Annotated in this window: 6 protein-coding genes and 1 pseudogene; 1 reads left to right on the plus strand and 6 read right to left on the minus strand. The window is 71.8% G+C overall.

What is annotated here, in order from left to right:
* Window positions 1-554, plus strand: a 554-nt coding sequence (locus tag AC1DQF_RS21005) for a hypothetical protein (protein ID WP_477527169.1), incomplete at its 5' end; no start/stop codon positions are given.
* 4 nt (window positions 555-558) lie between these two features.
* Here AC1DQF_RS21005 and AC1DQF_RS21010 read toward each other — a convergent pair.
* The 6 genes and pseudogenes from AC1DQF_RS21010 to AC1DQF_RS21035 all read right to left on the minus strand — a co-directional run.
* The gene (locus AC1DQF_RS21010; protein WP_477527170.1) at window positions 559-1602 is read right to left on the minus strand and encodes an aspartate-semialdehyde dehydrogenase; all 1044 of its coding nucleotides are present in this window, start codon (window positions 1600-1602) and stop codon (window positions 559-561) included.
* 1 nt (window position 1603) lies between these two features.
* Window positions 1604-2875 (minus strand): aspartate kinase, encoded by a 1272-nt coding sequence (locus tag AC1DQF_RS21015; RefSeq protein WP_477527171.1) that lies wholly within the window; start codon window positions 2873-2875, stop codon window positions 1604-1606.
* Window positions 2876-3032: 157 nt separating this feature from the next.
* The gene (locus AC1DQF_RS21020) at window positions 3033-3641 is read right to left on the minus strand and encodes a DUF5063 domain-containing protein (protein WP_477527172.1); all 609 of its coding nucleotides are present in this window, start codon (window positions 3639-3641) and stop codon (window positions 3033-3035) included.
* Window positions 3634-4233 (minus strand): recombination mediator RecR, encoded by a 600-nt coding sequence (recR, locus tag AC1DQF_RS21025; protein ID WP_477527173.1) that lies wholly within the window; start codon window positions 4231-4233, stop codon window positions 3634-3636. Before recR ends, AC1DQF_RS21020 begins: the two co-directional genes overlap by 8 nt.
* An 8-nt stretch (window positions 4234-4241) precedes the next feature.
* The gene (locus AC1DQF_RS21030) at window positions 4242-4622 is read right to left on the minus strand and encodes a YbaB/EbfC family nucleoid-associated protein (protein ID WP_477527174.1); all 381 of its coding nucleotides are present in this window, start codon (window positions 4620-4622) and stop codon (window positions 4242-4244) included.
* 52 nt (window positions 4623-4674) lie between these two features.
* Window positions 4675-5506, minus strand: a pseudogene (locus AC1DQF_RS21035) (hypothetical protein); the annotation flags it as partial.

The raw sequence follows: 5506 nt of genomic DNA on the forward strand, positions 1-5506 counted from the left end.
CGCCAGACAAGGCCCCGCCAGCGCCCGCGACCGCCGAGCCCCTGCCCGCGCCCGCCCCGGAGCCGCTGGCCGGTGCGGACAGCGGCAGCGACACCCGGGTGGACACCCGCGTCGTCGAGCCCGAGCCGGCGCCCCCGCGGGAGCGCCGCGAGCTCCGCTTCCCGAGCCTGCCGGCACTGCCCGCCGTCCTGCTGGTCGGTGCCGTGGTCGGCCTGGCCGCGGTCCTGCTGACCTACGGGTCGTTGCGCCTGTGCGACGTCGCGACGGGCACCGCCTCGTGCGGCGGCGGCCCCGGGCTGCTCATGATGCTGGCGATCCTCATCGCCCTCACCTACCTCGGCGGCTGGCTGCTGCGGGGTCTCGGCAACCGCGACGCCGGCAGCACCAGCTTCCTTGCGGTCGCGCTGCTGGCCGTGGTGGCGATGCTGTTCCTCCTCGACTCGCTCGACGAGTGGTCGGGCGCGGTCGCCGTCACGGTCGTGTCGGTGCTCGCCTACGCACTGTCGTGGCGCGTCACCACGATGCTGGCCGACGCGGGCGACGACCGGCCGTAGCCGCCTAGCGCGACGCGGCCACCAGCTCGGCGATCTGCACCGTGTTGAGGGCAGCACCCTTGCGCAGGTTGTCGTTGCTGATGAAGAGCGCGAGACCACGGTCGTCGTCGACGCCGGGGTCCTGCCGCAGCCGACCGACGTACGACGGGTCCTTGCCCGCGGCGTACAACGGCGTCGGCACCTCGCGCAGCTCGACGCCCGGGGCGTCGGCCAGGAGCTCGCGGGCCCGGGCGGGAGTCAACGAGCGCTCGAACTCGGCGTTGACCGCCAGCGAGTGGCCGGTGAAGACGGGCACCCGGACACAGATGCCGGAGACCTTGAGGTCGGGCAGGCCCAGGATCTTGCGCGACTCGTGGCGGAGCTTCTGCTCCTCGTCGGTCTCGTTGAGGCCGTCGTCGACGATCGCGCCGGCCAGCGGCAGCACGTTGTAGGCGATGGTGTCGACGTACTTGACCGGCTCGGGGAAGGTCACCGCCTCACCGTCGTAGGCCAGCTCACGGCCCTTGTCCCCCGCCGCCGCGATCCCGTGCGCCAGCTCGTCGACACCGGCGACACCGGAGCCCGACACGGCTTGGTACGACGAGACGATGAGGCGCCGCAGCCCCGCCTCGTCGTGGAGGGGCTTGAGGACCGGCATGGCGGCCATCGTGGTGCAGTTGGGGTTGGCGATGATCCCCTGGCCGGCCGCGACCACCGCGTCGATGGCCGCGGGGTTGACCTCGCTGACGACCAGCGGGATCTCCGGGTCCTTGCGGAACGCCGAGCTGTTGTCGATGACGATCACTCCGGCCGCCGCGAAGGCCGGGGCCAGGGCGCGCGAGGTGGTGGCGCCGGCCGAGAAGATCGCGATGTCGAGGCCCGCCGGGTCGGCCGTCGAGGCGTCCTCGACGGTCACCTCCCGGTCGCCGAAGGGCAGCACGGTGCCGGCCGAGCGGGCGGAGGCGAAGAAGCGGATCTCGTCGATGGGGAACTCACGCTCGAGGAGGATCTCGCGGACGGCGACGCCCACCTGCCCGGTGGCGCCGACGATGCCGAGGTTGATGCCCACCTCAGCGGCCCGTCCCGCCGTAGACGACCGCCTCGACCTCGGTCGCGTCGAGGTCGAACGCCGTGTGGGTCGCCTGGACCGCCTGGGCGACGTCGGCCTCGTCCACGACCACCGAGATGCGGATCTCGGAGGTGGAGATCATCTCGATGTTGACCCCGGCGGAGGCGAGCGAGGCGAAGAACTTGGCGGTGATGCCGGGGTGCGAGCGCATGCCCGCACCGATCAGCGACACCTTGCCGATCTTGTCGTCGTAGAGCAGCTTGTCGTAGCCGACCTCGGCCTGGATCTTGGCCAGCGCGTTCATGGCGACCTGCCCGTCGGTGCGGGGCAGGGTGAAGGAGATGTCGGTCAGGCTCGTCGCGGCGGCCGACACGTTCTGCACGATCATGTCGAGGTTGATCTCGGCCTCGGACAGCGCCTCGAAGATGCGCGCGGCCTCGCCGACCTTGTCGGGGACCCCGACGACGGTGATCTTGGCCTCGCTCGTGTCGTGGGCCACGCCGGAGATGATCGCCTGTTCCATGGTGCCTCCATCGCCTGGGTCGTCGACGACCCAGGTGCCTTGTTTCTGACTGAACGACGAGCGGACGTGGATCGGGATGTTGTAGCGCCGGCCGTACTCCACGCACCGCAGGTGCAGGATCTTGGCGCCGCACGCGGCCAGCTCGAGCATCTCCTCGTAGGAGACCCGGTCCAGCTTGCGGGCGGCCGGCACGATCCGCGGGTCTGCGGTGAAGACGCCGTCCACGTCGGTGTAGATCTCGCAGACGTCGGCCTCGAGCGCCGCGGCCAGCGCCACGGCCGTGGTGTCGGTGCCGCCGCGGCCCAGGGTGGTGATCTCCTTGGTGTCCGCGCTGACGCCCTGGAAACCGGCCACGATCACGATGTGGCCCTCCTCCAACGCACCGGTGATGCGGCCCGGGGTGATGTCGATGATCTTGGCCTTGCCGTGCACCGAGTCGGTGATGACGCCCGCCTGGGACCCGGTGAACGACCGGGCGGTGAAGCCGAGGTCGGAGATGGCCATCGCGACGAGCGCCATCGAGATCCGCTCACCGGCCGTGAGCAGCATGTCCATCTCGCGCGCGGGCGGGAGCGGACTCACCTGCCCGGCCAGGTCGAGCAGCTCGTCGGTGGTGTCACCCATCGCCGAGACGGCCACGACGACGTCGTGGCCGGCCTTCTTGTTCTCCACGATGCGCCGGGCGACCCGCTTGATGGCGTCGGCGTCGGCGAGCGAGGAGCCGCCGTACTTCTGCACGACAATGCCCACGGTTGGTCCCCTGCGATGGTCGGTGGCTCGAGCGGAGCCGAGTCTACGCGGGCACTGCGGGGGTCACCGGCCGCATCTCACGGCCGCGGCACGAGGCGCCCGCGAGAGGCGTACGACGCGCGCGGGCGCCCGGAACCGGGTCCGGGCCAACGCCGTGTCAGGCCCCCGGTCCGGCCTCGCCCAGGATCTCGTTGGCGACCGCCACGGCCTCGGCGTCGGCGTCGAAGTCGGTGTCGAAGCGGTCGTGCGCCACCACCGTCAGCAGGGCGTTGAGCGCGGCACCGGCAAGGTTGCCCCAGTTGTTGACGTAGGAGAACTGCCACCACCACAACGCCTCGGCGATGTCGCCCCGCTTGTAGTGGCGCAGGCCGTTGTCGAGGTCGGTCACGATCGAGGCCAGGTCGTCGGAGAGCTGGCTGACCACGACCTCCGGGACGTAGGGGTCGAAGACGAAGCTGTAGGTGTCGACGCTGTCGAGCATCTGCGCGAGGCGCAGCCGCAGCTCGTCGATGTCGGCTTCCGGACCCACGTCGGGCTGGTACTCCTCGCGGGGCTGGAAGTCCATCTGGGCGCCGAGCCGGGCCCCGGCGAGCAGCACCTGGCTGATCTCCAGGAGCAGCAGCGAGACCGCCTGCGCGCCGTTGCCCTCGCGCGCGACCTCGCGGACCGCGATGAGGAACGACTCGATCTGGGCGGCGATCTGCGAGGCGAACTGTGCCTCGTCGATCACGCCCCCGGTCACGTCGGTCTTGGTGTAGTCAGTCATCTGCTGATCGCCTTCCTGCGAACGCTCGGCCGAGGGTGACCTCGTCGGCGTACTCGAGGTCACCACCCACCGGCAGTCCACTCGCGAGTCGCGTGACGCGCAAGCCCATGGGCTTGAGCATCCGGGTGAGATAGGTCGCAGTGGCCTCGCCCTCGAGGTTGGGGTCGGTGGCCAGGATGCACTCGGTGATGGCACCGTCGGCCAGTCGCACCATGAGCTCGCGGATGCGCAGCTGGTCGGGGCCGACCCCGTCGATGGGCGAGATCGCCCCGCCGAGCACGTGGTAGCGGCCGCGGAACTCCCGGGTGCGCTCGATGGCCACGACGTCCTTGTACTCCTCGACGACGCAGAGCACTGCGGGGTCCCGGCGTGGGTCCCGGCAGATGCGGCACTGCTCGTCCTGGGAGACGTTGAAGCACACCGAGCAGAACTTCACCTTGGCCTTGACCTCGATGAGCACGTCCGCGAGGCGGCGTACGTCGGCAGGCTCGGCCTGCAGGAGGTGGAACGCGATCCGCTGCGCGCTCTTGGGACCCACACCGGGGAGCCGTCCGAGCTCGTCGATGAGGTCCTGGACGATGCCTTCGTACAACGGGGGTCCTAGAAGCCGAGCGGGCCGCCGGGCGCCCCGCCCTGGTCGTCGCCGCCGAGGCCGCCCGCGAGCGGACCGAGCGTGTCGCTGGCCAGCGCGTCGGCCTGGGACTTGGCATCTCGGTAGGCCGCGACCACCATGTCGGACAGGTCGGAGAGGTCGTCGGCGTTCGAGCCGTCGAACTGGCCCGCGGTGATCGTCAGGCCGACGAGCTCGCCGACACCGTTGACCGTCACGGTCACGGCGCCACCGGCGACGGTGCCGTCGACGGTCTGCTCGGCCAGGCGCGTCTGGGCCTCGGCCAGCTGCTCCTGCATCTGCTGCGCCTGCTGGAGCAGGGCGCCCATGTCGAAGCCGCCGCCGAGTGCCTCGAAGGGGTTCTGGGTCATCGTCTCTCCTGGAGTCGTGGGGTCGTGGGTGTCGCGATCGGGAGCTGCGTGGTCACGTGTGCCTGATCTCGTCGATGACCTTGGCCCCCAGGGTCTGCTGGAGCAGCGCGGTGCTGTCGAGGCCCTGGGTGTCGGCGTCGGGGTCGTCGGGGTCGGCCGCGGCGTCGGCGAGCGCGGCGTGGTCGACCCGGGGCTCGTCGGAGGCGGGTGCGGTCCGGGACCGCTCGAGGGCCTCCCGCGCGGCGACGAGGCCRCTGGAGTCCTGCGGCGGTCGCGGTGCCTCGGGCGCGGGCGTCGCAGGAGCCTCCGCGGCGTCGCCGGTCACCCAGTCGGGCGGGGTGTCCACGGGGGCGCGCTCGTCGGGTCCGGACGGCGCGGGCGGGGCCGACGGCGCGGAGGAGACCGCCGACTGGGTGACGACCGGCTGGCCGGCACCTCCTGAGGCGCTCGGGTCGACRATCGCGTCGATGCGCCAGTCCACCCCGACCACGTCGATCGCGGCCTGGCGCAGGATCTCGTCGCACCCGCCACCGACGAACGACTCGCGGGCGCCCTGGCTGGCGAACCCGACGGTGAGCGTGCGGGCGTCGACCCCGACGACCTGGGCGTTCTGGATGAGGATCATCCAGGCCAGCCGCCGGCGCATCTTGGTCGCCTCGACGATGTCGGGCCACAGCCGTCGCACCTCGACCATGCTCAGCCCGCCCTGCGGACCGGCGACGGAACCCTCGCCACCGGTGGCCGCGTCGGCTGCGCCACCACGCTCGGCGGCTGCCTCGGGAACGGGCGGCGACGCCGGGGCCGGGTCGGACGCCTGCTGGCCGGGAGCCGGCGGGTGCACGGGCGGGAACCCCGTCGGGGGTGCCGTCACCGCGGGCCAGGCG

Source organism: Nocardioides sp. P4_G4 (assembly GCF_056401085.1).

Excerpts from the sequence above, each read along its gene's own strand:
- AC1DQF_RS21030 (WP_477527174.1), bottom strand. The coding sequence starts at position 4,622 with ATGACCCAGAACCCCTTCGAGGCACTCGGCGGCGGCTTCGACATGGGC.
- AC1DQF_RS21020 (WP_477527172.1), bottom strand. The coding sequence starts at position 3,641 with ATGACTGACTACACCAAGACCGACGTGACCGGGGGCGTGATCGACGAG.